The organism is Paraburkholderia phytofirmans PsJN, from assembly GCF_000020125.1.
Taxonomy (GTDB): domain Bacteria; phylum Pseudomonadota; class Gammaproteobacteria; order Burkholderiales; family Burkholderiaceae; genus Paraburkholderia; species Paraburkholderia phytofirmans.
In genome coordinates, this window is record NC_010676.1 from 1054360 (window position 1) to 1080139 (window position 25780).

The 25780-nt window shown below is 62.4% G+C and carries 22 protein-coding genes; 11 read left to right on the forward strand and 11 right to left on the reverse strand.

From position 1 onward, the window contains the following. Positions 1-47 precede the first annotated feature (47 nt). On the reverse strand, positions 48-893 hold the full coding sequence (locus BPHYT_RS24450) for a M15 family metallopeptidase (protein ID WP_041759120.1): 846 nt from the start codon (positions 891-893) through the stop codon (positions 48-50). Between the two features lie 124 nt (positions 894-1017). Here BPHYT_RS24450 and BPHYT_RS24455 point away from each other — a divergent pair, with 124 nt between their 5' ends. Next, positions 1018-1953 carry a hypothetical protein gene (locus BPHYT_RS24455; RefSeq protein WP_012426800.1) on the forward strand — a complete coding sequence of 312 codons (936 nt, stop codon included), beginning with the start codon at positions 1018-1020 and terminating at the stop codon, positions 1951-1953. 210 nt (positions 1954-2163) lie between these two features. Next, on the forward strand, positions 2164-3306 hold the full coding sequence (locus BPHYT_RS24460; RefSeq protein WP_012426801.1) for a nucleoside hydrolase: 1143 nt from the start codon (positions 2164-2166) through the stop codon (positions 3304-3306). Positions 3307-3347: 41 nt separating this feature from the next. Here the strand turns inward: BPHYT_RS24460 and BPHYT_RS24465 are convergent, their stop codons facing one another. Both BPHYT_RS24465 and BPHYT_RS24470 read right to left on the reverse strand, forming a co-directional pair. After that, positions 3348-4304 (reverse strand): LysR family transcriptional regulator, encoded by a 957-nt coding sequence (locus BPHYT_RS24465; RefSeq protein ID WP_012426802.1) that lies wholly within the window; start codon positions 4302-4304, stop codon positions 3348-3350. 721 nt (positions 4305-5025) lie between these two features. After that, positions 5026-6078, reverse strand: a complete 1053-nt coding sequence (locus BPHYT_RS24470; protein WP_012426803.1) for an NAD(P)-dependent alcohol dehydrogenase — start codon at positions 6076-6078, stop codon at positions 5026-5028. Positions 6079-6396: 318 nt separating this feature from the next. On the opposite strand from BPHYT_RS24470, the gene BPHYT_RS24475 reads away from it, so the two are divergent. Then, positions 6397-7365, forward strand: coding sequence for an AraC family transcriptional regulator (locus BPHYT_RS24475; RefSeq protein ID WP_012426804.1), 969 nt, complete (start codon positions 6397-6399; stop codon positions 7363-7365). A gap of 25 nt (positions 7366-7390) precedes the next feature. Here BPHYT_RS24475 and BPHYT_RS24480 read toward each other — a convergent pair whose 3' ends face one another. From BPHYT_RS24480 to BPHYT_RS24490, 3 genes are all read right to left on the reverse strand, one after another. After that, on the reverse strand, positions 7391-8167 hold the full coding sequence (locus BPHYT_RS24480; protein WP_012426805.1) for a molybdopterin-dependent oxidoreductase: 777 nt from the start codon (positions 8165-8167) through the stop codon (positions 7391-7393). Continuing rightward, positions 8164-8799: a cytochrome b/b6 domain-containing protein gene (locus tag BPHYT_RS24485; protein WP_012426806.1), complete on the reverse strand. Its 636-nt coding sequence runs from the start codon at positions 8797-8799 to the stop codon at positions 8164-8166. The genes BPHYT_RS24480 and BPHYT_RS24485 overlap by 4 nt, the downstream gene beginning before the upstream one ends. A gap of 91 nt (positions 8800-8890) precedes the next feature. Next, entirely contained in the window at positions 8891-9523 is a 633-nt protein-coding gene (locus BPHYT_RS24490; protein ID WP_012426807.1) for a hypothetical protein, read from the reverse strand. Between the two features lie 193 nt (positions 9524-9716). Between BPHYT_RS24490 and BPHYT_RS24495 the strand changes: the two genes are divergently transcribed. Both BPHYT_RS24495 and BPHYT_RS24500 read left to right on the forward strand, forming a co-directional pair. Further along, entirely contained in the window at positions 9717-10388 is a 672-nt protein-coding gene (locus BPHYT_RS24495) for a heavy metal response regulator transcription factor (RefSeq protein ID WP_012426808.1), read from the forward strand. Further along, positions 10385-11785 (forward strand): heavy metal sensor histidine kinase, encoded by a 1401-nt coding sequence (locus tag BPHYT_RS24500; RefSeq protein ID WP_012426809.1) that lies wholly within the window; start codon positions 10385-10387, stop codon positions 11783-11785. The genes BPHYT_RS24495 and BPHYT_RS24500 overlap by 4 nt, the downstream gene beginning before the upstream one ends. Here the strand turns inward: BPHYT_RS24500 and BPHYT_RS24505 are convergent. Further along, positions 11782-12207, reverse strand: a complete 426-nt coding sequence (locus BPHYT_RS24505) for a VOC family protein (protein WP_012426810.1) — start codon at positions 12205-12207, stop codon at positions 11782-11784. The genes BPHYT_RS24500 and BPHYT_RS24505 overlap by 4 nt on opposite strands. Positions 12208-12261: 54 nt before the next feature. Continuing rightward, a complete protein-coding gene (locus BPHYT_RS24510; protein ID WP_012426811.1) occupies positions 12262-12603 on the reverse strand; it encodes a zinc ribbon domain-containing protein YjdM in 342 nt (113 codons plus the stop codon). A gap of 267 nt (positions 12604-12870) precedes the next feature. On the opposite strand from BPHYT_RS24510, the gene BPHYT_RS24515 reads away from it, so the two are divergent. Next, positions 12871-13173 carry a putative quinol monooxygenase gene (locus tag BPHYT_RS24515; protein WP_012426812.1) on the forward strand — a complete coding sequence of 101 codons (303 nt, stop codon included), beginning with the start codon at positions 12871-12873 and terminating at the stop codon, positions 13171-13173. A 118-nt stretch (positions 13174-13291) separates the two neighbouring features. On the opposite strand, the gene BPHYT_RS24520 is transcribed toward BPHYT_RS24515, so the two are convergent. Continuing rightward, positions 13292-14770 (reverse strand): diguanylate cyclase domain-containing protein, encoded by a 1479-nt coding sequence (locus BPHYT_RS24520; RefSeq protein ID WP_012426813.1) that lies wholly within the window; start codon positions 14768-14770, stop codon positions 13292-13294. Between the two features lie 256 nt (positions 14771-15026). Between BPHYT_RS24520 and BPHYT_RS24525 the strand changes: the two genes are divergently transcribed. The 4 genes from BPHYT_RS24525 to BPHYT_RS24540 all read left to right on the forward strand — a co-directional run bounded on the left by BPHYT_RS24525 (position 15027) and on the right by BPHYT_RS24540 (position 21006). After that, positions 15027-15959, forward strand: a complete 933-nt coding sequence (locus BPHYT_RS24525) for a 2-hydroxyacid dehydrogenase (RefSeq protein WP_012426814.1) — start codon at positions 15027-15029, stop codon at positions 15957-15959. A 369-nt stretch (positions 15960-16328) separates the two neighbouring features. Then, the gene (locus BPHYT_RS24530; protein WP_012426815.1) at positions 16329-19253 is read left to right on the forward strand and encodes a molybdopterin-dependent oxidoreductase; all 2925 of its coding nucleotides are present in this window, start codon (positions 16329-16331) and stop codon (positions 19251-19253) included. Positions 19254-19280: 27 nt separating this feature from the next. Continuing rightward, positions 19281-20036 (forward strand): 4Fe-4S dicluster domain-containing protein, encoded by a 756-nt coding sequence (locus tag BPHYT_RS24535; RefSeq protein ID WP_012426816.1) that lies wholly within the window; start codon positions 19281-19283, stop codon positions 20034-20036. 19 nt (positions 20037-20055) lie between these two features. Further along, on the forward strand, positions 20056-21006 hold the full coding sequence (locus BPHYT_RS24540; RefSeq protein ID WP_012426817.1) for a dimethyl sulfoxide reductase anchor subunit family protein: 951 nt from the start codon (positions 20056-20058) through the stop codon (positions 21004-21006). Positions 21007-21158: 152 nt separating this feature from the next. Here the strand turns inward: BPHYT_RS24540 and BPHYT_RS24545 are convergent, their stop codons facing one another. Further along, the gene (locus BPHYT_RS24545) at positions 21159-23744 is read right to left on the reverse strand and encodes an adenosylcobalamin-dependent ribonucleoside-diphosphate reductase (RefSeq protein WP_012426818.1); all 2586 of its coding nucleotides are present in this window, start codon (positions 23742-23744) and stop codon (positions 21159-21161) included. Between the two features lie 274 nt (positions 23745-24018). Further along, positions 24019-24300, reverse strand: coding sequence for a DUF3331 domain-containing protein (locus BPHYT_RS24550; RefSeq protein WP_012426819.1), 282 nt, complete (start codon positions 24298-24300; stop codon positions 24019-24021). Positions 24301-24674: 374 nt separating this feature from the next. Between BPHYT_RS24550 and BPHYT_RS24555 the strand changes: the two genes are divergently transcribed. Beyond that, the gene (locus BPHYT_RS24555) at positions 24675-25757 is read left to right on the forward strand and encodes an AI-2E family transporter (RefSeq protein ID WP_012426820.1); all 1083 of its coding nucleotides are present in this window, start codon (positions 24675-24677) and stop codon (positions 25755-25757) included. Positions 25758-25780 lie beyond the last annotated feature (23 nt).

Below are 25780 nucleotides of genomic sequence, written 5' to 3' on the forward strand. Positions count from 1 at the left end.
AACGCCCCATGTCAACCTCTTTATTACCCGGTTTCGCCCATTGCGCCTTAATGACCGCGCCCAAGTACGAAGCCGGGTTTGTGATATTCGACGTGCCCGAGATCCATCATTTTCCAGCGGCCACCCCAGGTCAGACCGACCTGTTCGGCTGTCTGCCCGTATAACTGATAACCGCGCATGGCCCAAGGATCTTTTTCTGAAATGACGAGCTTGCCGTCGCGCAAAAACGCATTGTCCGAGGCAAGACCGTATTGGTGATAGCTTTGAAACGCTGCGGCATTGGTGACGTTGCCCCCCATTTGCGCCAGCCGGTTTTGCCGCTCCGGACTGCGATAACCTTCCAGCAAAGCCATTTCATACCCGTATTGCTCGCGCATGATTTTGTACACGAGCAATAAACGCGTTCTGAAATCGGCGTCGAGCAAATTCCAGTCGCGGCTCGCGTCTTTAAGCGCGGGCCGGATCTGCTCGACTTCCTGCGTTGCGAATACCTCCGGCGGCAACGGCGGCGGGGGCACGAGCTGTTCGCCATTCAATAACGCGGCAATTTTCTCGTCCGGAACCCGTGCAGTGTCATCGAATTGGAATAATTGCCGGCCGCGTAAAGCAAGTGCCACCAATGGAGGCGTCGCAAGAATACCTGTCGTGGTAAAAATCAGCAAGCGCCGCTTTATCAGTAACTTTTGCATATCGACTGCGGTCGATTGCGAAATTCTTGCCGAGCGTGCTAATTGACCGCGTGCGCGCGATGCACTAAGCGATGCTCTGCGCATAACACGGCCGTGAATAGCGAGCGCCGCGCCTAATAAAGAGGCGCGTACCGCCGGCAATAGCAGCATTGCGGCGATCACAACGGCGATGGCGAAATAGGCGAGAAGTACTACGGCAATCAAAGGCGACCCCGGAAATTGGAAACAATTGTATTTTGTAATGCTTGCTCTTAGAATCAGGCCTGCTCGGAGACGAGCCAGAACGTATTATCACGGCGAAATAATCCAGGATTCAATGAGACAGTGAATGAGTGCGCCGGAAAGTTCGAATTCCAAAGCCCCGCCTAGCCTGTTATCCGATAAGGCTAAAGGCGCCGATGGCAATGGTTCGCGAATTCTTGCGAACCTCGAAGGCCGCGTTGCGCCGCCTGCGGAAAAACCACGCCGGTCCAGGGCGCCCTTTGTATTGGTCGCGCTGCTCGTGATCGCAGCCGGCGGCTGGGGTGCGTGGCATATGCAGCAGCGTGTGCAGAGCGAGTCGCTGGCAGCGGCTGCGTCTGCGAGTGAGCAAAAGAGTGCTGCTGCGGCGGCGAGCGCCGCGCCGGAGGTTGTCGCCAAAGCGGAGGCGCCGGCTCCGGCATCCTCGCAAGCGGCCACGATCGTTGCCGACGATAGCGACAGCAAAGCCGCTGCGGCGTCCGCCACGGCACCTGCCAGCGATGGCAGCCGTCTGTCGCGCGCGCTCGCCGACGGCGCGGAGCCGAGCGGTGCATCCGTGTCGGTGGCATCCGCAACGGCCGCTTCCGCGGTCACGGTGCCGGCGGCGAAGCATGGCAAAAGCGCGACGGCGGTAGCCAGCAAGGAGAAGCACGAGAGCGCCGTCCACGGCAAGAAGGAAAGCGCGACTGCCAGCAACCGTCATGCGAGCGCGCCGACCGCGGTCGCTCAGTCGAAGAAAACGCGCACGAATGGCAATGCATCGAAAGATGATTCGGATGCCGATCTATTGGCCGCGCTCGTCGCGCGCACCAAGCCAGCGGATGCGAAAACAGCGAGCGGCAACACCGCGACCAAGGTTAGCGCGTCCGCAACGCCTGGCAACGCCAGACTGGCTGAGCGCGTGAAAGAATGCGGACAGCGTGGCTTCTTCGAAGACCAGTTGTGCCGCTGGCGCGTATGTGACGGCCATTGGGGCAAGGATCCGGCGTGCCCGGGTTCGGCGCAGCAGGCTCGTCAGCCTTAGTCACGCTTCTTCATTCAATCAGTTTGGCGCTTTCTATCAGCGCTGTCGGCCGCAGCAGACTATGCTCTGTTGCAGGCTTCGCCTGCGCGTCTTTCGCGCGCATGCACTCTCCGTGAATTATCCATTCGACATGACGATTTTATTTCATCCGGATTACGTCTATGATGAGCCTCCTTCGCGCGACACAGCGCTATAAAAAAGGAGACATGAGTGAAGCGACTTCTCGTGGCAATGACGTGTGTGGCAAGCGTGATGGCTATCACGGCGCTTTCGGCCTGCGGCGGTAGTGAAATCAACGCGCAGACTCCGCCGAAGGTGATTATCGACAGCGACTACAACACACTGAGCGACGATGGCCAACTCGGCGTCATGGCCGCGCAATTGCAGGCGCAAGGCTCATTGAAAGTGCTGGGTATTACGGTGGTCTCCGGCAATCAATGGTTGAAGCAAGGCGTGGCGGATGCGTTGAAATCGGTCGAACGTCTGGGTGTTGACAATCAGATCGGCGTGTATGCGGGCGCCAATTACGCCTTGTCCCACGACTTCGCCACCGTTCAGGCGGAGCAGAAGCAATTCCCCGGCGGCGACGGCTATCTCGGCGCATGGAATACACCCGAGCCGAAATCCGACAGCGACCTGGTCGCGCCGCCCGACGGCTTCGCCACGCACACCAAAGTGCAGAGCAAAAGCGCGGTGGATTTCATCGTCGATTCGGTCAAGCAGAATCCCGGCGAGGTGACGATTCTCGCGATCGGCCCGCTGACCAACATTGCGCTGGCCACGCGTCAGCATCCTGAGATCGTGCCGTTGATCAAGCAGATCATTTACATGGGCGGAGCGATCGACGTGCCGGGCAACACCACGCCGACTGCCGAGTTCAACTGGTGGTTCGATCCGGAGGCGGCGAAGACCGTGTTGCGCCTGCCGATCAAACAGGTGGTGATTCCGCTCGATGTAACCGACACCGTGAAGATGGACAAAGCGCTTTACGACCGTGTCGCGCACGACCCGACGAAGCAGACCATCATCACGCAATTGTTCAAGACTCTCAACGGTTATGGGTTCGACGGCAAGAACGGTTTCGAGACCAACCCGAACTACACGACGAACATTTGGGACACGCTGACGCTGGCGTATCTGATGCACCCTTCGTTCGCCACGCAGACCGTGGATGAGTGGGTGGACGTGGATATGAGTTTCGGTGCGAACGATGGCAAGGCGACCGGCTATACGAGTTCGCCGCCGGCGGGGTTGCAGAAAATGACGGTGGTGAAACGCTTTGACAATCCGAACTTCTTTAACTTCTATGTCGACCTGCTGACGCGGCCGGTACCGGTCAAGTTAGCGAACTGACGCGGTTTGCTACCGCGCTGCGTGCCTGCATTCAACCCGCATCAGGCGGGATGCAGGCCGCGCAGCAATTGACGGACACGCGAGAGATCCTGATCGACGTGCTCCGCTTTCTCGAACAATTCCGCCAGCCAATCCACGAACGCGCGCACGCGTGGCGACACGCGGCGATTCTTTACATAAGCGACCGAGACCGGCATCGGCACCGGTTTCCATTGCGGCATGACTTCGCGCAATAGTCCCGAGTCGAGATACGGTTGCGCGGCGATCCGCGCGGGCTGGATCAAGCCGAGGCCTTGCAGGCCGCAGGTGAGATAGGCCTGTTCGTCGCTGACTTTGACGAAGCCTTTCACCTTCACGTTTTGCGCTTCGCCGTTCACTTCGAAATCGAAGTCCACTTCGCGGCCGTTATGCGGCGACATGCAATTGACGGCTGAATGGCCACGCAAATCGTCGAGATCCGTGGGCGTGCCGTAGCGGGCCAGGTAGGCTGGGCTCGCGCAGGTCACGTGTTCGAGCGTGCCGAGTTGGCGCGCGACGAGATTCGAGTCTGGCAATTCGCCGAGCTGGATGCTGCAGTCGATGGCTTCGGTGATCAGGTCGACTGTGCGGTTGCTGATACCGATTGCGAGATCGAGGTTCGGGTAACGGGTATGGAAGTCGTCGAGAGCCGGCAGCACGATGGCGCTGGCTACAGCGCCGGGCATTTCGATGCGCAGACGGCCGGTCAGGTTGTCCGTCGCGTGACGGATGCTGGCTTCCATTTCGTCGATGTCGGCGAGAATTTGCGTGCAGCGCTCGTAGTAGGCCGCGCCTTCAGGGGTGACGCTTAAGCGCCGCGTCGTGCGGGCTAGAAGGACTGTGCCTAGCAGGGCTTCCAGGTTCTGGACGATGGTGGTCGCCGTGGCGCGCGGAATGTTTAGTGATTCCGCTGCGCGGGTGAAGCTGTTGGTGTCCACGATTCGGATGAAGGTGCGCATTGCAGTTATTCTGTCAATCACGGTTCATGCTCCTGTCGATGGGTGTTTTTTTGCCTGTTTTTGGCGGGTTTTTTTGTTTGGGATGCTTAGGGGGTTGGCCTTTCCTTGATTTGTTAGTGGTCTATTAGCGTTGCCCCTGTGCGGGGCGGCACCTACTTCTCTTTGCCGCCGCAAAGAGAAGTAGGCAAGAGAAAGCGGCTCACACCGCTAACTCTTAAGCGGGTCCCCCGCACAGCCACGGTAGTGGCTCATCTGGAATCTGTGTTCTCGCGCATTCCGTGCACGTGACACAGCAGTCATGCTTCCCGCCTCGCGCTGCGCGCTCGTCGGAGCGGTTCGCGAAAGACAGTGGATTTTTTTAGGTGTGTTGGTGCCATCGGCTTCGCTTGGGCGACACGCCGAAAAAAACGATGGGTTTAATGATGTACCCGGGGGCGCGCGCAGCGCCGCCGGAAGAATGACTGCCTTGTCACTTATGCGGAATGCGCGGGGGCACCGATTCCAGATGAGCCACTACCGCGACTGTGCGGGGGACCCGCTTAAGAGTTAGCGGTGTGAGCCGCTTTCTCTTGCCTACTTCTCTTTGCGGCGGCAAAGAGAAGTAGGTGCCGCCCCGCACAGGGGCAACGCTAATAGACCACTAACAAATCAAGGAAAGGCCAACCCCCAAAAAGCACACCCAAAAAAAGCCCACGCCACAGCCCAAAAAAGATCCACGGCGCGAGCCAAAAAAAACCAAAAATCACTTCCGCAAGGAATCCAGATCAATCACAAACCGATACTTAACATCACTCTTCAGCATCCGTTCAAAAGCCTCATTGATCCCCTGCATAGGAATCACCTCAACATCAGAAGTAATCCCATGTTCCCCGCAGAAGTCCAACATTTCCTGCGTCTCAGCGATCCCCCCAATCAACGACCCAGCCAACCGGCGACGCTTGAAAATGAGATTGAACACTTGCGGCGACGGATGATCATGCTCCGGCGCACCAACCAGCGTCATAGTCCCATCCCGCTTGAGCAGATTCAAAAACGGATTCAAATCATGCTGAGCAGCAACCGTATTCACGATCAGATCGAAGCTATTCAAATGCGCTTCCATTTCCCCGGCATTCTTCGAAATCACAACTTCATGCGCACCCAACCGCTTCGCATCTTCGATCTTGGAAGGCGAGGTCGTGAACAACACAACATGCGCACCCATCGCGCGAGCGAGCTTCACACCCATATGCCCCAAGCCGCCAAGCCCGACAATGCCCACCTTCTTGCCAGGACCAGCACCCCAGGTCCGCAGCGGCGAATACGTCGTGATCCCCGCGCACAGCAACGGCGCAACACCCGCAGGATCGAGATTCTCCGGCACACGCAGCGTGAACGCTTCATCCACGACGAGCTGCGTGGAATAACCACCGTAAGTGGTCTGCCCATCAACTCGATCAACGCCGTTATACGTGCCGACAAAACCGTTCTCGCAATACTGCTCGAGATCTTCCTTGCAACTCGCACACGTGCGGCATGAATCCACCAGACAGCCGACGCCGACCAGATCGCCAGCCTTGTACTTCGTCACGTCCAGACCCACCGCGGTCACGCGGCCGACAATCTCATGGCCCGGTACAACCGGAAACACTGTGTTCTTCCATTCGTTGCGCGCCTGATGCAAATCGGAATGGCACACACCGCAAAACAGAACTTCCATCTGCACGTCATGGGCGCGCAGTTCGCGGCGCTGGATTTCGAACGGGGCGAGCGGCGCGGTCGCGTCGGTCGCTGCATAGGCGTAAGTCGTGCTCATGGGTAGCTCCAGCAAAGAGGGTGAAGTCGCAAGGCGCCGGCGATGGGCGACGCATGTCGCCGATGTGGCCAACCTTGTCATGAACCGGGATCACGGCGCGGGCAGCGGCTGGCAAATTCGTCAAACTGGCAATTGCCAACCGAGCCCGGCGCAGCGCGGAAAAGGATGATCCGGCAGGGTTCCCATGATAGGAGCGGGCAGGCAGCCCGGGAATACCTGAATGTCTTGAAGATTTGCCTAAAACTCCTGGCAAGGAGCGCGATAGGTCGTTTGATGCTAAATTTCAAGCATTATTCTCTCGCACGTCACTATACCGTCATGTCTCCCCGTTCCGCTGAACCCGTATCGGTCGTTCCCGCCCAGCAGCGCCTCGTCGAATTATTCGATGTGCTCGCGCCCACCCCGGGCTTCACGCGCACGAGTCTCGAAGGCGTCAATCTGATGCGCGCGAATAGTCCCATGCCGCGCATGCCGGTCATGTACGAGCCGAGCATCGTGATTGTCTGCCAAGGGCGCAAGCGCGGCTTCCTCGGCGATCAGGTGTTTCAGTACGATGCACAGCAGTATCTCGTGCTCTCGGTGCCTTTGCCGTTCGAATGCGAAACCGAGGCGAGCGCGGAAGAGCCGTTTCTCGCCATCTCGGTGCGCGTCGATCTGACCATGGTGGCAGAATTGCTGATGGCGTTGAACGAAACGCACGGCACCGCGCAGAACGAACCCGTCGGTATTTATTCAACACCGCTCGACCCGGCGTTGAGCAACGCGGTGCAACGTTTGATGGAAGCGCTGGCTTCTCCGCTCGACGCGCGCATTCTCGCGCCTGGGGTAGTGCGCGAAATCTGTTATCGCGTGCTGACCGGCGAGCAGGGCGACGCGATTCGCGCGGCGCTCACGCATCAGAATCATTTCGGCCGCATCGCCAAAGCATTGCGGCGAATTCACGCGGATTATCACGGCGTGCTCGACGTCGATACGCTCGCGTCCGAAGCGGGCATGAGCCTCGCCGTGTTTCACGCGCAGTTCAAAGCTGTCACCGCCACTTCGCCGATGCAATACGTGAAGACCACGCGCTTGCATCACGCGCGTTTGCTGATGGTTCAGGATGGGTTGAATGCGGGCGCGGCCGCGGCGCGCGTCGGTTATGAAAGCGCGTCGCAGTTCAGCCGCGAGTTCAAGCGTTTGTTCGGCCTGAGCCCAGTCGACGAGGTGAAGCGCATGCGCGCCGTCTACGATGCGCCCGCGCCGCGCGTGGTCAAGCCGGTGCCGCGTTACGTCACCGCGGTGTGATTGGGCAAGCCCGCCGCGCCATACGTTACAAACCGCTGAACCAGTTGTACCCCTGGTCTTCCCAGTAACCGCCAGGATTCGTATTGGTCACGAAGATCGCCGCAATGTGCTTGGGATTCTTGAAGCCGAGTTTGGTCGGCACGCGCAGTTTCAGCGGATAGCCGTATTTAGCCGGCAGTGGCTCATTGCGGAAATCGAGCGTGAGTTGCGTCTGCGGATGCAGAGCTGTCGCCATGTCGAGACTGGAGTAATAACGGTCCGCGCATTTGAAACCGACATAGCGTGCGCTCAAATCAGCGCCGACGCGCTCCAGAAACGTGCGAAACGGCACGCCGCTCCATTGTCCGATCGCGCTCCATCCTTCAATGCAGATGTGGCGCGTGATCTGCGAAGCCTGCGGCAATGCGCGTAACTGATCGAGATTCCAGGTGCGCTTGTCCGACACGAGCCCCGACACTTCCAGTTGATACGTCGAGCCGTCGATGTCCAGCGCGTCGAACTCAGGATAGAACGCGTTGAAGGGAAACGGGTCGGTGATTTCGCGCGCCGAATAGGTCGGCGCGAGCTTGTTGCGATCGAATAGCCAGCCTTGCACGCGATCATTCCAGCGCGACATGGCCCAGAGCACCTTGTCGACCGAATCGCCGTCCTGCATGTTGCAGCCCGAGAGCATCGCCAGTGCGCCGATGGAAAGCGAGGAGCGCAGAAACAGCCGCCGTTGCAGCCGCTCGATTTGCGGCTGATGATCGGCAAGCACGATGGGGGATCGGCGTGCGTCGCGGTTGGGTTTGGATGCGCTCATGCCTCGCTCCTTTCATGCGCCGAATGTAGCCGTGCGCGTCCTGTCAACATTGGCAGCAAGGTGCGCGGCACGAGCAGCACCAGTGCCAGATGCACGACCACGAAACCGACCACCCCGGCCATCGCGATGAAATGCACGCGCCGCGCAAAGTCGAAGCCGCCGAATAGCGCGGTGAGCCACGAGAATTGCACGGGCTTCCAGATGGACAACCCCGACGCCACCAGCAACACGCCAAGACATAGCACGAGCAGATACAGTGCACGTTGCACCGCGTTATATTTGCCGGAATCGTGCGGCAGATTGAAGCGCAGCGCGAGGCTCGCGTCATGCACCACGTCGCGTGGATGAACCGGCAACAGCTTGCGCCGGAAATGCCCGCGTCCGAGGCCATACGCGAAATACAGCAGCCCGTTCGCGCACAGCAGCCACATCGCCGCGAAATGCCACGCGATCGAACCGCCCAGCCATCCGCCGACGGTCGCCCAAACCGGAAACCGGAACGGGAAAAACGGCGACGCGTTATAAATGGCCCAGCCGCTCATCACCATGCAGACCATCGCGAATGCGTTGATCCAGTGCGTGATTCGCACGACGAGCGGATGGACAAGCAGGCGCGATTTTGATTCGGGCATGGTGCAAAGGTCACGAGATAAACAGGAAATCGAAAAGCCGCGTCATGCAGGAACGCGGCTGTCCGACTCGAAGACAAAACAGCAAGCCGTCTTACATCGGCGGCGTCACGCCATGCTCGCCTGCGGAGATGAAGTTGGCGGCCATCGAGCCGTCGGCTTCCTTGTGCGCGAACAGCACGACTTTCGCGCCCGGGACGAGCAGCGAACGGTCACCCGGTTCCAGCGCGACGATAGGCACGTCTTGTGGAATCACAACTTTCTTTTCGCCGTCCTTGTACTTCACGGTAATCGTGCGGCCGTTGCTGACCACGAGCGAACCCACTGTGCCGTTAGTCATGGAGCTATTGCCGCCGAGATCCCACGGACGATGGCCTTCGCCGGAGCCGCGCATGCTGGCCGGGAACACGTGCACCTCAAGCGCCTTCAGCGTGCCGTCCGCCTGCGGAATCGCGGCGGTGCCGACATAGCTGTCCGGCTTGATGTCGTTGATGTTGGCGAGCACCACGCCGCGGATCGGCGTGTCCTTGGCGAGCTTCACGTCGACGTCTTTGCCGTCGCGCGTGTGAATCTTGAGCTGATCGCCCGACAGCGATGTCACCGTGCCGCGCACGCCGGTGGGCGCGGCGCTCTGGGCCTGTGCAGCCGGTCCGGCGGCGAACAAAGCAGCGGCGACGAGCGCGGGGGCGGCGAAAGTGCGCAACGCACGCGCGGAAACAATCTTCATGAATCTGCTCCAAGTGGTGAAGGATGGGGGCAGATTAGTCTCGGGACCGGCTCCGGCGAGTGACAGACGGATGACAAAAACGTCATGAATGGCGCGCCGCAGCCACGTAAAATGGCCGGCATATCCACGTCCAGAATTCGGCGGGCGGCAGGGCGAGCCTCTGGGCCAAAGCCGAATCGAAGCACCGCGCACCATGACTATCCTCGTCATCGAAGACGATCCGAAAACCGGCGACTACCTGAAGAAGGGTTTGCGCGAGAGCGGCTATGCGGTCGATCTCGCGCGTACCGGCACGGACGGTCTGCATATGGCGCTCGAAAATGCGTACGACCTCGTGGTGCTGGACGTGATGCTGCCCGGCATCGACGGCTGGGAAATCATGCGTGCTTTGCGCACGCGGCGCGATCTGCCGGTGATTTTCCTGACCGCGCGCGACCACGTCAGCGATCGCATTCGCGGCCTCGAACTCGGTGCGGACGATTATCTCGTCAAGCCGTTTTCATTTACGGAGCTGGTGCTGAGGATCCGAACGCTGCTGCGCCGCGGCGTGATCCGCGAGAGCGATGTATTCGAAATCGCCGACCTCAAGCTCGACGTACTGCGCCGCAAGGTGACGCGCGAAGGCGTCGAGATTCCGCTCACCAACAAGGAATTCATGCTGCTGCATCTGCTGGTGCGCCGTCAGGGCGAAGCGCTGTCGCGCACGCAGATCGCCTCCGAAGTGTGGGACATGAATTTCGACAGCGACACCAACGTGGTCGACGTGGCCATCAAACGGCTGCGCGCCAAAGTCGATCATCCATTTGAAAAGAAGCTGATCCACACGGTGCGCAGCATCGGCTATACCTTCGGCGACGGCTCATGACATTCTGGACCGGGCGCTCGCTCACGGCTCGCACCACGGTGCTGTTCGCGTCGATTGCGTGCGTGGTGATCGGCACGCTCGGCGCGTATTTCTATCACTCCGCCGAAGTGTCGCTGCAACGTCGCGCCGACGTGGTGCTGACCGCCCGCGTCGAGCATTTCAGCCGCATCGTGCGCGATCTCTATTCGGTCGGCGAACTGAAGAGCCGGCCATTGCTGTTCGAGACCATGCTGGGCGCTGAACAGGACGTGCTGCTGTTTCGCCGTCCGGGCGAAGCGCCGTTCATCGACGTGAACCCGGCGGGCGTGGCGGTGCCCGCGCTGCAAGCCGGTGTGGAGGGCCGCTTGCCGACCTTCGCCGACGTTCGCCAGACGCGGTTGGCCAACGGTGTGCCGGTGCATTGGGCGATCGCCACCGCCAAAGCGCGCGAGGACGGCACCGAAGTCGAAGTGATCGCCGGCCACCCGATGACGGAGGAAGTGCGCATGCTGGCCGCGTACCGCGATCGCATCGTGCTGGCCACGCTGATCGGCATGCTGGCCGCGACGCTGCTCGCCTGGTACGTGCTGCGGCGCGCGCTGCGTCCGGTTCGCGAGATTGCCACGCGGGCCGCGCAGATCAGTCCCACGAGCCTGTCGGTGCGGCTCGACAGCGAGGCGGCGCCACTCGAATTGCGTCAGCTCACGCATGCGTTCAACGCCATGCTCGAGCGTCTCGCGGATGGTTATCAGCGGCTCTCGCAGTTTTCCGCCGACCTGGCACACGAAATTCGCACGCCGGTCGGCGCGTTGATCGGGCAGACGCAGGTGACGCTCGCGCGGATCCGCGAGCCCGACGAGTATCAGCAGGTGCTCGAATCGAATCTCGAAGAACTGAGCCGCCTGAGCCATATCGCGGAGAACATTCTGTTTCTCGCGCATGCGGACCATGCGGCGCTTTCAGTGGAACGCGAGCCGGTCGATCTGCGCGAGGAACTCGTCAGGATCGCTGATTATTTCGAAGGTCCCGCCGACGAACGCGGCATGCGCTTCGTGGTCGAGGCCACGGGTGTGGCGTCGGCCAATCCGATGCTGTGCCGCCGCGCGATCAACAACCTGGTCGTCAATGCCGTGCGTTACGGGGCGAGCGATACGGTGGTGCGTCTGCGTGGTACGCAGGACGAGGCGGGCGCCACCGTGGTGGTCGAAAACGACGGCGCGCCGATTCCCGAAGAACAGCTAGGCCGCCTGTTCGATCGCTTCTATCGCGCGGACACGGCGCGTAGCGCGTTCACCGAATCGAGCGGCCTGGGTCTTGCGATCGTGAAGGCGATCATGCATCTGCATGGCGGCACGGCGCGCGTGGTGTGTCCGGCGCCGGGCGTGGTGCGCTTCGAGTTGCGCTTTCCGGGCGCTTAAGCGCCGGTCGCGGTGGCCGGGCTGGCCGGGGCTTGCGGTTCGTGACAGCACACGCAGAGCTTGTTGCCGTCCGGATCGCGAAAGTAGGCGCCGTAATAGTTCGCGTGATATTGCGGGCGCAAACCGGGCGGCCCCTCGCACGTGCCGCCGTGAGCGAGCGCCGCGGCGTGTGCGCGATCGACCGTGACGCGGTCGGCGGCGAGCAGGGCGATCATCTGACCGTTGCCGGCCGAGGCAGGTTGGCCGTCGTACGGCTTGCCGATCAGGAACAGCGGGCGCGGCGCATCCGCCGCCATCCAACCGGACCAGCATGCTTGCGGATCGCGGAACTTGAGGCGCAGATCGAGCGTGCCCATCAGCGAGTCGTAAAAGCTGCACGCACGCTCGAAATCGCCGATACCGATGAAAACGTGGGAAAGCATCGCTGTCGCTCCTCGTGACTACTGACTGTGCCGGCCGGCGCCGTTCGTTCAGACTCAGACCTTCTTCAGATACGCGGCCTTCAGCATGAAGTTGCCGCCGTCCATCTTGCAGTCCACTTCATGATCGCCGCCGACCAGGCGAATGCTCTTCACCTTGGTGCCCATTTTCAGCGTGATCGACGAGCCTTTCACTTTCAGGTCCTTGATCAGCACGACGGCATCGCCATCGGCGAGCGGGTTGCCGTTGGCGTCTTTGACCACGCGCGCGTCGGCCTCATCGACCGACGCGGCGGCGTTCATCGGCCACTCATGCGCGCAGTCGGGGCAGACGTAGTTGTCGCCGTCCGGGTAGGTGTTTTCCATCGCGCACTGCGTGCAGGCGGGGATTGTCGACATGATTTTTCCAGACCGCGGCGCCGGGTCGCGGAAAACTTCAGGGGCGGCGAGTATAGCCGACGCGCGCCGGGCGGCCGCCATCGGCAACGCGGAATGCTGCGCTAGCGCAAACCGGCGCGCGTGGGTCCTGACGCGATGCGCGCGCGAGGGCGCTACACCGATAGCGGACTATACTTCTCGATAGTCTCGCGGCCCCGCAAGTTTCGTCCGCCTGGCGAAGCGTTGCACGGCACACCATTGCTCGAATCTCACAGCAGGAGTTCTGTCATGGTCAAACTCGCACTGTACGTTCGTCTCGAAGCCAAGCCCGGCAAGGAAAAGGACGTTGAAGCGTTTCTGCTCGGCGGCTTGCCGCTTGTCGAGGAGGAGCCGGGCACCGTCGCGTGGTTCGGTTTGAAGCTGGGGCCGTCCACCTTCGGTATCTTCGATGCCTTTCCGGATGAAGCCGGCCGCGACGCGCACCTGAACGGCAAAGTGGCGGCCGCGTTGATGGCAAAGGCCGGCGACCTGTTCGCCTCGCCGCCCACGATCGAAAAGGTCGATGTGCTGGCGGCCAAATTGCCGGGCTGAACTCACTGCTCAAGGCTGGGCGGCTCGCTCCGTCGTCCGGTTCAGCCACGCCGCAATGCCAAAAAGCGCGCCGATCATTCCGACGCCGCGCCGTGATCCGGTGCGGCCAATGCACTGATCAGCGGCCCGCCGGGTCGCCAGCCGGCTGGCTCGCGTAGGTCGCGCGCTTTTCCTCGTACATCAGCAGATCGGCGCGCTGCACGCCCGCTTCGAGCCGGTCGCCGCGCTGGCAGGTCGCCGCGCCCATCGAGAAGCTAAGCAGCGAGCCAGGATAAAACTGATTGTTCAGTTCCACCAGTTGCCGGATCGCGTCGACCATCGCGGCGCCGCCGCGCTCGTCGGTGTCCGGCATCAGGATCGCGAACTCGTCGCCGCCAATGCGCGCCGCATGAAACGGCGTCTCGGTCGCCTTGGCAAGCACCTCGCCGGCGCGCCGCAAAAGCGCGTCGCCCGCGGCGTGGCCGAGCTGATCGTTGACGCGTTTCAGACCGTTCAGATCGGCCATGATGATCGTCACGGGCCACGGGCCCTTGCGTTCGAGCCGGTTGAGTTCGTCCACGTAGAAAGAGCGGTTGCGCAGTTTGGTCAGCACGTCGTGCTTGCCAAGGAACTCAAGGTAGGCTTCGGCCTTCTTGCGCGCCGTGATGTCCGTGAGCGCCACCAGCACCAGGTCCCAGGTCTTTTCATGGCCCGGCAGTACGGAAAACTGCAGGTGCACATGCACCTCGTTGCCGTCGAGCGAATAGTTGAGCACTTCGCGCTGCTGGAACAGCTTGCCGTCCCACAGATCGACCAGCTGCTCGCGGAAATGCGGACGCATGTCGTCGCGGAACACGTCGGTGAGACGCGATAGCAGCGTTTTCTTGTCTTTCGCCGCGAACATGTCGAGCGTGTGCTGGTTCACGTCGAGCACGTGGATTTCCTGCATGCAGCGCTCGACGAACTCGGGATGCACGTCGGTGAACACGCGGAAATCGTTGATGCCCGCTGCCCGCGCCTCGTCGAGCAGACGCTTGACCGCGCTGAAATCCTCCACCCAGAGCGATACCGGCGAATATTCGAACAGGCCGCGCACATACTGCTCGGCAAGCGTCACGCGATGCCGCGCGCCTTCCAGTTCCGTAATGTCTTCGACCGACACCAGCACGCGGTCCCAGCGCGCCTCGTGGCCGGGCAGCACGGCGCCCTTGAGCAACACGTCGAGGCGGCGTCCGCCGAGTGTGTAGTTGACCGTCTGGCTGGTGAACTGCGACTGGCCGGCCCACAACTGGCATAACTCTTCCAGGTGCGTCTTGAGCATGTCGTCGCGGAATACCGAGGCGAGATTGCTGGTGAGCGCGTCGAAATCGGCGGCCTCGAATTGCGTCAGCGTCTTCTGATTGACCTTGATGACGCGGATGCTGTGCGCGCATTGCGCGACGCAGTCCGGATTGGCGGCGAAATGCGCGCGCAGATCGGTGACGCCGTCTGCCCGCCATGCATCGAACAAAGAGCGCACGCCGCTGAAGTCTTCGAGCCAGAGCGAGACGGGCGCGAGTTCGAACATCTCGGAATCGTCGTTGGCGGGCGCGGGGCCGCGCGGGAGGATATCCAGCATGAGGTTCTCAAAATCGGAAGTGCCGCTATTTTAAGACGGGTTGGGCTGTGGCTGAAAAGAAAGACCGGTTGCGCATCATTTTTGCGTCAGGCCATCTAACGAAATAACGGCGCGGTTACATTGGACTTGAGGCGCGCCGGCGCATTCAGTAGGGCATCTGGCCTATGAGCGGGCTTGCCGGCAAGCCTTCGGGAGCCTTGTTACACTGGCCTGAAAATTGTCCTGTCCATCCACGTCGCCAGGAAAAAGCGCCGCCATGAAGCCATCCCTGCTGGTTCTGATCCCCCTCAACGGTACGAGCCGCGCGAAGATCGAGGCCGCGTTCGACGTCGTCTACGCGCCCGACGCCGCCGGACGAGCCGCCGCGCTCGACGCACACGGCGAGACGATTCGCGCCGTGCTGACTAACGGTACGACCGGACTCGCCGCCGCGGAAATCGACCGCATGCCGCAACTCGAACTGATCAGCGCGCTGGGCGCGGGCTATGAAAACCTCGCCGTCGACCACGCCCGCTCGCGCGATATCGTGCTCGTCAACGGCGCGGGCACCAACGACCATTGCGTGGCCGATCACGCCTTCGCGTTGCTGCTTGCGGTGGTGCGCGACGTGCCGCAACTCGATCAGGCCACCCGCAAGGGTGTCTGGCGCGACACCTTGCCGATGCAGCCGAACGTCTCCGGCAAGCGCCTCGGCATTGTCGGGCTCGGCAATATCGGCGAGAAGGTCGCGCGACGCGGCGCGGGGTTCGAGATGGAGATCGGCTATCACAACCGTAAGCCGCGTGAAGGCTCGCAGTATCGGTACTTCGATAGCGTTGAAGGCCTTGCGCGCTGGAGCGACTTTTTGATCGTCGCGACGCCGGGCGGTGCGGGCACGCGTCATCTGATCAACGCGGCGGTGTTCGAGGCGCTCGGTCCGCAGGGCTTCGTGGTCAACGTGTCGCGCGGCAGTGTGCTCGACACGGCGGCGCTCGCGCAGGCGCTCACGACAGGGACGATTGCCGGTGCCGCGCTCGATGTCTACGAGAGCGAGCCCCATCCGCCCGAAGCCTTGCTGACACTGCGCAACGTGGTGTTGACGCCGCACGTGGGCGGCCGCTCGCCGGAAGCGATCACGGCCTCGGTCGACAATTTCTTGAGTAATGCCCGCCGGCATTTTGCGGGAGAAGCGGTACTGACGCCGATCTGACGTTCAGAACCCGCGCGGTCCGCGACTACTTTTCTTCGCTGCTGCCCGGCCGGTTGCCGATGTACTCGTACTCTTCGGTGTCGAGCCGCGAAACCCGCAGCTCGAATGCCGCGCTTAAGCAAGGTCTACTGGTCGCCACACGGCCACTAGACGCGCTGGTTGTCCGGCAAGCCCCCGCATGCCGGAATGCGGTCGCGCATGTTCACCCGCGCTCGACTAGCCATTGAAAGCCAAACATAAACTATCGGCACAGCGAATAGTTTCTCTCGAAAATGGCGATTTCCCTTGTGGGGCGACGGCGCATAGGATGTGCGGTATCGCATCACCACCGCTTCGGCGCGCCAGCCGAAACAGCGACGGAGACCCCGCATGGAACATCACGCTCGCACGCAGAACGAACGGCTCGACATCAAAACGACCACCTGCTACATGTGCGCCTGCCGCTGCGGCATTCGTGTGCATCTGCGCGAAGGCGAGGTGCGTTACATCGACGGCAACCCGGAGCATCCGCTCAACCAGGGCGTGATTTGCGCGAAGGGCGCGTCGGGCATCATGAAGCAGTACTCGCCCGCACGGCTCACTCAACCGTTGATGCGCAAGCCCGACGCGGAGCGCGGCAGCGCCCAGTTCGAGCCGGTGTCGTGGGAGCACGCGTTCGAGGTGCTCGAAAAGCGCCTCGGCCACATTCGCGCCACCGACCCAAAAAAATTCGCGCTCTTCACCGGACGCGACCAGATGCAGGCGCTGACCGGCCTCTTTGCCAAACAGTTCGGTACGCCTAATTACGCCGCGCACGGCGGCTTCTGCTCGTCGAACATGGCGGCGGGCATGATCTATACGATCGGCGGCTCGTTCTGGGAATTCGGCGGCCCGGACCTCGACAGCGCCAAGCTCTTCTTCATGATCGGCACCGCGGAAGATCATCATTCGAATCCGCTCAAGATCGCGATTTCGAAGTTCAAGCGTGCAGGCGGCCGCTTCATTGCAATCAATCCGATTCGTACCGGTTACGCGGCGATTGCCGACGAGTGGGTGCCGATCAAGCCCGGCACCGACGGCGCGCTGTTCATGGCGTTCCTCCACGAACTGATTGCCGCCGACGCATGGGATCATGAATTCGTGCGGCGCTACACCAACGCGGCGGAACTCGTCTCGCTCGACGAAGCCAGCGAAAACTTCGGCCTGTTCGTGCGCGATCCCGAGCGGCCGGTCGGCAATCCGCTGTTTCCGCAGAATCATCTCTGGTGGGATGCCGATGCCGCGCGCGCCGTGCCGCATCACGCGGCCGGCGTCAGTCCCGCGCTCGACGGCCGCTATACGCTCGACGACGGCACGCCGGTCACGCCGTCGTTCGCGTTGCTGCGCGAACGCGTGGCCGATTGCACGCCGGAGTGGGCCGCCGGCATCACTGGTATCGCGGCCGATACGATACGCCGCCTCGCCGGTGAAATGATCCAGACGAGCCGCGAGCACCGTATCACCTTGCCGATCCGCTGGACCGACGCGTGGGGCGAGACGCACGAAACGGTCACCGGCAACCCGGTCGCTTTCCACGCCATGCGCGGCCTCGCGGCGCACTCCAACGGCTTCCAGTCGATCCGCGCGCTAGCCGTGCTGATGTCGCTGCTCGGCACCATCGACACGCCGGGCGGCTTTCGTCACAAGTCGCCGTTTCCGCGTGCCGTGCCGCCATCGGCGAAACCGCCTAACAGTCCCGACGCCGTCAAGCCGAACACGCCGCTCGCTACCGGTCCGCTCGGTTGGCCCGCCGCGCCCGAGGACCTGTTCATCGACGATCAGGGCGGACCGGTGCGCATCGACAAGGCCTTTTCCTGGGAATATCCGCTGGCTGTGCATGGCCTGATGCACAGCGTGATTACCAACGCGTGGCGCGGCGATCCGTATCCCATCGACACGCTGATGATTTTCATGGCCAACATGGCGTGGAATTCGTCGATGAATACGATGAAAGTACGCGAGATGCTGGTCGACAAGCAGGCCAGCGGCGAGTACAAGATTCCGTTTCTGGTGGTGTGCGACGCGTTCCAGTCGGAGATGACGGCGTTCGCCGATCTGATCCTGCCCGACACGACCTATCTGGAACGGCACGACGCGATGTCCATGCTCGACCGGCCGATCTCCGAATTCGACGGTCCGGTGGATTCGGTGCGCGTACCGGTCGTGCCGCCTACCGGTGAATGCAAGCCGTTCCAGGAAGTGCTGATTGAGCTTGCGTCGCGTCTAAAGTTTCCGGCTTTCACGACCGCCGAGGGCGCAAGGCGTTATCGCGACTATCCTGACTTCGTCGTTAATTTCACAACGTCGCCTGATTCCGGCGTGGGCTTTCTGATCGGCTGGCGTGGCAAGGATGGCGACAAGGCGCTGGTGGGCGAACCGAATCCGCGGCAGTGGGAGCAATACGCGAAGAACAATTGCGTGTTCCATTACCCGTTGCCCGAGACGCTGCAGTACATGCGCAACTGCAACGGGCCGTATCTAGAGTGGGCGGTCAAGCACGGTTTCCGCAAGTTCGGCGAGCCGATTCTGATCCAGCTTTATTCCGACGTGATGCAAAAATTCAGGCTCGCCGCGCAGGGCCGCACGAGCGGCAGGCAGCCGCCGGATCACTTGCGCGCGCGGGTGGAAAAGTATTTCGATCCGCTGCCGTTCTGGTACGCACCGCTCGAAAGCGCGGCGACCGACCTCGACAGGTTTCCGCTCGCCGCGGTGACCCAGCGGCCGATGGCGATGTACCACTCGTGGGACTCGCAGAACGCATGGCTGCGGCAGATTCACGGCGAGAATTATCTGTACATGAATCCGTTGATGGCGGCCGAAAACGGTATCGCCGACGGCGCGTGGATCTACGCCGAATCGCAATGGGGCCGTGTGCGCTGCATGGCGCGCTTTAGCGAGACCGTCGAGCCGGGCACCGTATGGACGTGGAACGCGATCGGCAAGGCGTCGGGCGCATGGAGCCTCGGCCCGGGCGCGAACGAATCGCGACGCGGTTTCCTGCTCAATCACCTCATCACCGACGAGTTGCCCAACCGCGCCGACGATGTTGAGCGAAGCATGTCGAATTCCGATCCGGTGACGGGCCAGGCCGCGTGGTACGACGTGCGCGTGCGCATCTATCCGGCGGAGGCGGACGCGCGGCACACGCTGCCGCAATTCGCGCCGATGCCCGCAGTGCCGGGCGAGAACGGTGTGATCTCGCGGATCGTGCAAACTTACTTCGCGGGACGAGGGGAGTTCGCGGCGCGGCTGCGCGGCGCGACGGGGCGCAAATAACATCGGGACAGCCGCAAGGAGCCTGTGATGACACAGATGGCATTGGTGATTGACCTGAACGTGTGCGTGGGGTGCCATGCTTGCGTGACGAGTTGCAAGGAGTGGAACACGTCGGGCGAATCGGGCAGTCTCGCCGATCTGAATCCGTACGACGCGGATCCGTCCGGCACCTTCTTCAACCGGGTGCAGAGCTTTGAAGCCGGCAGTTTTCCCAACGCCGAGACGATCCATTTTCCCAAGTCGTGTCTGCACTGCGAGGACCCGCCGTGCGTGCCGGTCTGTCCGACCGGCGCGAGCTATAAGCGCAAGGAAGACGGGCTCGTGCTGGTGGACTTCGACCGCTGTATCGGCTGCAAGTATTGCGCGTGGGCGTGCCCGTACGGCGCGCGCGAACTCGACGAAAGCCGCAAGGAGATGACCAAGTGCACGCTGTGCGTCGATCGGATCCACGATGAAAATCTGTCCGAGCGCGACCGTCAGCCGGCCTGCGTGCTCGCTTGCCCGACTTCGGCGCGGCTGTTCGGCGATATTCACGATCCCGAGTCGGTGGTGTCGAAGGCGATCGAGGAGCGCGGCGGCTATCAGTTGATGCCCGAGTGGAATACGCGGCCGGCGAATCACTATTTGCCGCGCGTGCCCACCGAGGCGGCGGGTTGCGGCAGCGGTTCGTGCTCGTGCAAATCGTCTGGCTCGCTGCAGGAGCCGAGCGCGTCGCCGGAATCGCTCGATGCGCAATTCGAGCGCGGCGAGTTGCATCTCGCGTCGATGGCGACGCGCATCTAACGACTGATAGGACCTCACGATGAATCCCGCATTCTCCGTGGTTTTTCTGACCACTTTGAGCGGCGCGGCCCAAGGCCTGCTGATCGCGCTCGTCGGCGTGGAAACTGCCGCGCATCTGGGCCTGCTCGCTTCGCCCTCCGGTGCGTTCTATATCGCCGGCGCGGGCGTGTCGGTCGTATTGGGCGGACTCGGGCTGATCGCATCGTTTTTCCATCTCGGCCATCCCGAACGCGCATGGCGCGCAATCGCCATGTGGCGGACCTCGTGGTTGTCGCGTGAATGTTTGTGCCTGCCGGCGTTTCTTGCTTGCGCGTTTTTCTATGGTGTCGCGCATTGGTTCGGCTCGCCGTGGTCGCTCGCGATCGGCTGGCTCGGCGTGCTGGCGAGCGCCATGCTGTTCGTCTGCACGGCGATGATCTACGCGTGCCTGCGCTTTCTGCAGGAGTGGGCCACGCCGCTCACACTGGTGAACTTCACGCTGCTTGGCTGCGCGTCGGGCTTCACATTGGCGACGGCTTTGAGCGCATGGTTCGCGCCCGAGTGGACCGTTGGACTCGCTGTCTGCGCATGCGTGCTGACGCTCGCCGGCTGTGCGAGCCGCTCGGCGTCGCTCATGCGCAATGCGCGCTTGCGGCCGAAGTCGACGGTGCAAAGCGCCACCGGCATTCACAATCCGAAACTGGTGCAGGTGTCGCGCGGTTTTACCGCCGGTGCGTTCAATCTGCGCGAGTTCTTTCACGGCAAATCGGCGGGCACGCTGCGCAATGTCAAATGGGGTTTTCTCGCGACGGCGTTTGTCGCGCCGGTTTTGTTGCTGGCGTTAGGGGCGGGCCTGCATTCGATTGGCGTTTCGTTAGGGCTGCTGGCTGCGGCGTGTCTCGTGCAGTACGCGGGACTGGTGGCGGAGCGCTGGTTTTTCTTTGCCGAAGCGAAGCATCCGCAGAATCTTTATTACGCGAGGGTGGGTTAGGGCACTGGGTCGCGGTTGCGTCGGATGCCATTAACACCGTGGCAGCGAGTCGGTTAATAGCACCGCGCATGCGGCACGCGCGGCGACCTAAGTTGGCGCAAAAAAAGCGGCCGCGAAGAATAGCGGCCGCGACGTTTTTCACGCAGAGCAATCTAGCCGCACGCACCCACCTCGCCGCACGCGGTGCAAAAGTCGCACCCGTCCTTGCGGATTACCGCATTCGCCCCGCACGATCCGCACTTGCGCCCGAGCATCGTATGCAGGCCTTGCGCGCCGCCGGGCTGCGTCAACGCGGGAGCGTCGGCGTCGGTCTCAACGGGATGCGGACGAATGCCGAAATCCGCCGGCAATGCCGTCTCGGCGCGCATCTGTCCGCGCGGCAAACGAGCCAGCATGCGCGAGGGCACCTGATTGCCTTCGGCATCGAGAAAGCCGCGCCGATGCAGAATCTGCTGGATCGCGAAGGCGAGAGCGGCCACTTCCGAATCGTGCCAGCGCGGCGCGCGATGTCCGTCGAGACGCTGCACCTCACCGAGCCGCACTTGCCCGCGATCCCACGAAACCTTGCGCATGTCCTGCAGATTGCGCGCGACAAAACCGCCGCGCGCCGCCAGCGACAGCGAACGCATGGTCGCCGTGATCCATTGCTGCGATTCGTCACGCTGGCCCGTCGGAATGAAGAACTCGATAGGCCGTTCGATGGTGACGTCTTCGCCACCGAGCCGCCCCGTGACCTCGATGAAGGAGACCGCTACGTAAAGCGACTTTTTGCCCAACTGCGTCAGATATTCGACCTTCTCGATGATCGCGGGCAACTCGCCCCTGGGCCGATGATCGATCGCGATACGCAGCGGATCGAGGTCGTTCTCGGTCAGCGTGTCGTCGGCTTGCGGCGGGCTCACGCTGAGCACCGCGCCGAGCGTTTCGTTCGGACGATAGGTGGCGAGACCCTTGAGGCCGTTTTTCCACGCATCGAAGTAAAGGCTTTCGAACGCCTCGAACGGGTAGTCGGCGGGCACGTTCACCGTCTTCGAGATCGACGTGTCCACGTACGGCTGCACGGCCGCCATCATGTCGAGATGGTCGCGTGCCGACATTTCCAGTGCGCTGACGAAATAGTCCGGCAGCTTGTTCGTGTCGCCGCCAAGCTCGCGATAGAGCCGATATGCGTAGTCTTCGACATCGAACGATTCGCGCCCGCCGTCGGCCATCACCTTCATGCGCGTGTAGGTCCACGAGAAGGCGGGCTCGATGCCGTTCGACGCGTTGTCCGCGAAGGCGAGGCTCACGGTACCGGTCGGCGCGATGGAGAGCAGATGGCTGTTGCGAATGCCGTCGCGACGGATGGCCTCTTTGATGTCTTCGGGCAAGCGCGAAGCGAACGTGCCGGCTTCCAGATAACGCCCGGCATCGAAAAGCGGAAATGCGCCGCGCTCGCGCGCCAGTTCCACGGATGCGCGATACGCCTCATCGCGCATCAGTTGGGCGATGCGCACGGCGAAGTCGCGGCCTTCCTGCGAGTTGTAGCGCAAGCCGAGCATGACGAGCGTGTCGCCGAGACCGGTGAAGCCCACGCCGATGCGCCGCTTGGCGCGCGACTCGTCGTATTGCTGCTGCAGCGGCCACAGCGTGACGTCGAGCACGTTGTCGAGAAAGCGCACCTGCGTGCGCGTGCGTTTGGCAAGGCCGTCCCAATCGAACGAAGGCTTGCGGCCTTTCATCTGCGCGAACGGATCGATCACGAAACGCGTGAGGTTCAGCGGTCCGAGATTGCAGCAGCCGTACGCCGGCAGCGGTTGCTCGCCGCAAGGGTTGGTTGCGCGGATGGTTTCCACGGCGCGCAGATTGTTGTCTTCGTTCATGCGCGAGATGAACACGATGCCGGGTTCCGCGACGTCGTAAGTGGAGCGCATGATGCGATCCCAGATCGCGCGCGCGGGACGTTCGCTGTACACCCACAGGCCGTCTTCGCGTTGCCGCACGTCGTCGGCGGCGCGCTGGGCCGGTGAGGGCTCGGCGCGATGCACGAGTTGCCACGGCTGATCTTCTTCGACGGCGCGCATGAATTCATCGGTCACGCCGACTGACACGTTGAAGTTGTTCCAGCGCCCCTTCGAATGCTTGGCCTCGATGAACTCCAGCAAATCGGGATGATTGCAGTCGAGCACCGCCATCTGCGCGCCGCGCCGCGAACCGGCGCTTTCAACCGTGCGGCACGACGCGTCGAACACGTCCATATAACTGCACGGACCGGACGCCGACGAACTGGTGGTGTGAACGCGCGCGCCTTTGGGCCGGATCGCCGAGAAGTTGTAGCCGACTCCGCCACCGCGGCGCATGGTCTCCGCCGCCTGCAGCAGGGCGACGTAGATGCCGGGCAAGCCTTGTTCGTCGACGCCTTGAATCGCGTCGCCCACGGGCTGCACGAAGCAGTTGATCAGTGTGGCCGCGATGCCGGTGCCCGCCGCGCTCATGATGCGGCCGGCGCCGAGCGCGCCGTGCCGCAGGTTGTCGACGAAGAGCGCCTCGACCGATTCGCGCAGCGCTTGCGGTTCAGCCTCGGCGACGCCGCGCGCGACGCGCTTGAACACATCGTCCGCGGACTGCTCGTCGCCTTTCGCGTACTTTTCGAGCAGGACGTCCAGGGAGAATTGTTGCGGTGCGACCAGCGGTGCGGGAGGCGCGGGGGGCGCCGGGGGGGCGATCGGCGTGCGGGTTTCCGGCGTGTCTTCGGCCATGGTATGCCCTCAATCGGCGCCGCAAGGGATACGGCGCGGTGGGTGGAGTGCGGGTCACGATACGCCGTGCCTGGGGCAGGCAGGGTGACTTGACGCAACGTCGTCCACCTTAACGCACGTGACGAGGGGCCGCAATCAGAGGGTGTTTTATCCACGCCGGGAAGCGGGTCGCGCGCGCTGCGCGTGCCGCTATGTGGGTTGGTGCGCCGGGCAGAGCGGGCGCGTCAGGCGGGTTGGCCACGCGTGCGCGCGGCGCCGGCAGGAAGATTGAGGCTCAGGCCTCGACGCACTCCAGCAGTTCAGCGCAGATCATGGCGGAAGCATTCAAAGGCGCGGGCCGCTCGGCTGGTTTGAACACCGCGTCGCCGCGGCGAATCTTGCGGCGCGACACCGCACACGTGCCTGACGTATGTGCCGACCTGCGCCGCCACCGCTGCTCGCCGTAATGACATTTACCCGGCTCGACCCAGCGAATCACAAGCGTCGTGTCCGAGCGCTCGAGAATTTCGATGCGGACGCCATGGGTACCGTCAAGGGGGATGGACTCTAAGGTCATCGTCGTCGGCTCCGTATTGTGTGGTGTGGCGAATGTAGTCCCGCGCGCGCCGGATAGCCATTGTGTCGCGGTTGAAACACTGTTCTTCAAATAGCAACAATGAAACTTGACATTCGCGCTATCCCGAAAAGACGGGCCTTCGCGGGCCATTGTTATGCTGAATTTACGATAGGACGGATTTTTGCAACGCAGTGTTGTACGTAGTGAGACAAGCGTACTGCCTGCAGGGGGCGCCGGTGCTTCCTTTAAGATGTGGTTATTGATGAGCGACCGTGCCGCGCCAGTGTAGCGGTTTTGCATTTTTCCGGTCGGCTCGCGCACACGTATCGAAGGATGTCCCTTGAAGGGTGCCTTTACAAACCATAAGAGCTCACATGAATTCACGCCCGCCTGTCGCACCGCCTGAACCGCCTGACGCGCCGGACTGCCTGAAGAACCAGAAAGCGGCCTCGCTCGTGCTGTACATCGGCCTGGTGTTGCTAGCGCTGTGGGTCGTGCGCGACTTCATCGCAGTGGTGGCATGGGCCGCCGTGCTTGCGATTGCACTATGGCCGCTGTTGCGCAAGGTCGAGGGCAACCGCTGGTTCACCGGGCGCACGACGCTGATCGCGGCCGTGCTGACGCTGGCGATCGCTTTGCTGGTCGTGCTGCCGGTGGGCGTCGGCATTGCCCAGGCGCTTCGCGAAGCGCACGACATGAGCGACTGGTTCAAGGACGCGCAGGAAAACGGCATCCCGTTGCCGGATTTCATCCAGCATCTGCCGTTCGGCGCGCAGCAGGCTTCCGCGTGGTGGCAGGCCAATCTTGCTCAGCCGCTGCGCGGATCGGCGGCCATGAAAGGACTGCACAGCACCACGGTGATGACGCTCGGCCGGCACTTCGGCGCACGCGCGGCGCATGCCGTGGCGGTGTTCGGTTTCATGCTGATCACGCTGTTCGTGATTTTTCAGGCGGGGCCGCGCCTGTCGAGCTCGCTGCTCAAAGGCGTGCGGCGCGGCTTCGGCGAAGACGGCGCGCAGCTTCTGCTGCGCATGGCCACGGCGGTGCGCGGCACGGTCTCGGGACTGGTCGTGGTCGGGCTCGGCGAGGGTGCGTTGCTGGGCGTCGCCTATTTCGTGACGGGCTTGCCGCATGTCGCGCTGCTCGCGCTCGTCACCGCGATCGCCGCGATGCTGCCGTTCTGCGCGCCGCTCACCTTCGGTCTCGCGGCCTTGTGGCTGGTCTCGCAAGGCTCGGTGGCGGCGGGCGTCGGCCTCGCCGTGTTCGGCTCCGTCGTGGTGTTCATCGCCGAGCATTTCGTGCGGCCGGTGCTGATCGGCAACTCGACGCGTTTGCCGTTTCTGCTTGTGCTGTTCGGCATTCTCGGCGGCGCGGAAACGTTCGGCTTGCTCGGCATCTTCATCGGCCCCGCGCTGATGACCGTGCTGATGGTGTTGTGGACCGACCTCGTGCGATAGTTGCACGGGTTTTCAAACCGGCA

Bases quoted from the DNA above. Each gene is read 5' to 3' on its own strand.
- BPHYT_RS24510 (WP_012426811.1), bottom strand. From the start codon at position 12,603: ATGTCGACAATCCCCGCCTGCACGCAGTGCGCGATGGAAAACACCTAC.
- BPHYT_RS24480 (WP_012426805.1), bottom strand. From the start codon at position 8,167: ATGAGCGCATCCAAACCCAACCGCGACGCACGCCGATCCCCCATCGTG.
- BPHYT_RS24550 (WP_012426819.1), bottom strand. From the start codon at position 24,300: ATGACCTTAGAGTCCATCCCCCTTGACGGTACCCATGGCGTCCGCATC.
- BPHYT_RS24525 (WP_012426814.1), top strand. From the start codon at position 15,027: ATGAAGCCATCCCTGCTGGTTCTGATCCCCCTCAACGGTACGAGCCGC.
- BPHYT_RS24505 (WP_012426810.1), bottom strand. From the start codon at position 12,207: ATGCTTTCCCACGTTTTCATCGGTATCGGCGATTTCGAGCGTGCGTGC.
- BPHYT_RS24485 (WP_012426806.1), bottom strand. From the start codon at position 8,799: ATGCCCGAATCAAAATCGCGCCTGCTTGTCCATCCGCTCGTCGTGCGA.
- BPHYT_RS24490 (WP_012426807.1), bottom strand. From the start codon at position 9,523: ATGAAGATTGTTTCCGCGCGTGCGTTGCGCACTTTCGCCGCCCCCGCG.
- BPHYT_RS24500 (WP_012426809.1), top strand. From the start codon at position 10,385: ATGACATTCTGGACCGGGCGCTCGCTCACGGCTCGCACCACGGTGCTG.
- BPHYT_RS24545 (WP_012426818.1), bottom strand. From the start codon at position 23,744: ATGGCCGAAGACACGCCGGAAACCCGCACGCCGATCGCCCCCCCGGCG.
- BPHYT_RS24455 (WP_012426800.1), top strand. From the start codon at position 1,018: ATGAGTGCGCCGGAAAGTTCGAATTCCAAAGCCCCGCCTAGCCTGTTA.
- BPHYT_RS24475 (WP_012426804.1), top strand. From the start codon at position 6,397: ATGTCTCCCCGTTCCGCTGAACCCGTATCGGTCGTTCCCGCCCAGCAG.
- BPHYT_RS24470 (WP_012426803.1), bottom strand. From the start codon at position 6,078: ATGAGCACGACTTACGCCTATGCAGCGACCGACGCGACCGCGCCGCTC.
- BPHYT_RS24555 (WP_012426820.1), top strand. From the start codon at position 24,675: ATGAATTCACGCCCGCCTGTCGCACCGCCTGAACCGCCTGACGCGCCG.
- BPHYT_RS24495 (WP_012426808.1), top strand. From the start codon at position 9,717: ATGACTATCCTCGTCATCGAAGACGATCCGAAAACCGGCGACTACCTG.
- BPHYT_RS24515 (WP_012426812.1), top strand. From the start codon at position 12,871: ATGGTCAAACTCGCACTGTACGTTCGTCTCGAAGCCAAGCCCGGCAAG.
- BPHYT_RS24540 (WP_012426817.1), top strand. From the start codon at position 20,056: ATGAATCCCGCATTCTCCGTGGTTTTTCTGACCACTTTGAGCGGCGCG.
- BPHYT_RS24535 (WP_012426816.1), top strand. From the start codon at position 19,281: ATGACACAGATGGCATTGGTGATTGACCTGAACGTGTGCGTGGGGTGC.
- BPHYT_RS24530 (WP_012426815.1), top strand. From the start codon at position 16,329: ATGGAACATCACGCTCGCACGCAGAACGAACGGCTCGACATCAAAACG.
- BPHYT_RS24520 (WP_012426813.1), bottom strand. From the start codon at position 14,770: ATGCTGGATATCCTCCCGCGCGGCCCCGCGCCCGCCAACGACGATTCC.